The sequence below is a fragment of the Rhodococcus sp. P4_B6 genome (genome assembly GCF_056402215.1).
On sequence record NZ_JBFUHV010000482.1, the window covers coordinates 1 to 727 of the forward strand.

Sequence of the window (727 nt, forward strand, 5' to 3'; positions counted from 1 at the left end):
GCCAATTCCAGTTTCGGGTGCTCCTGGTTCTGGAGGACGAGCATCACCTGGAACAGTGGGTGTCGGGTGGTCGATCGTGCCGGGTTGAGTGCCTGTACCACCCGTTCGAACGGCACGTCGGCGTGCTCGAACGCGGCCAGGTCGGCTTCCCGGACCGTCGAGAGCAGGTCGGTGAAGTTGCTGGCGCCGTCGACCGGGGTTCGCAGCACCAGTGTGTTGACGAACATGCCGACCAGGTCGTCGAGGGCTGGGTCGCCGCGGCCGGCGACAGGGGTGCCGATCACGATATCGCCGGTGCCCGATATCCGGGCCAGGAACACCGCGAACGCGGTGTGCAGCACCATGAACACGGTCGCGGTGTGCTGTCGTGCTAGTGCGGCTGCCGCGCCGTGGGTGCGTGCGTCGATGGTGAACGTGTGTGTTCGTCCACGGCGGGTGACGGCAGGCCGTGTTCTGTTCCCGGGCAGCTCGAGCTGTTCCGGTAGACCATCCAAAGTCGTGCGCCAGTAGGTCAGCTGCTGTGCGATCGACGAATCGGGGTCGTCCTCGGACCCGAGGAGTTCGCGTTGCCACAGGGTGTAGTCGGCGTACTGGACCGCCAGCGGTGGCCACGAGGGCGGGTGTCCGCCAGTGCGGGCCGTGTAGGCGGCCACGAGATCCCGGGCCAGCGGGGCGATCGAGGAGCCGTCGGCGCAGATGTGGTGCAGCACCACGGCGAGCACATGCT

Annotated in this window: 1 protein-coding gene; it reads right to left on the reverse strand. The window is 67.3% G+C overall.

From position 1 onward, the window contains the following. The coding region (locus AC1DWT_RS51695) for a condensation domain-containing protein (RefSeq protein ID WP_477926333.1) at positions 1 to 727 on the reverse strand (727 nt) is incomplete at both ends.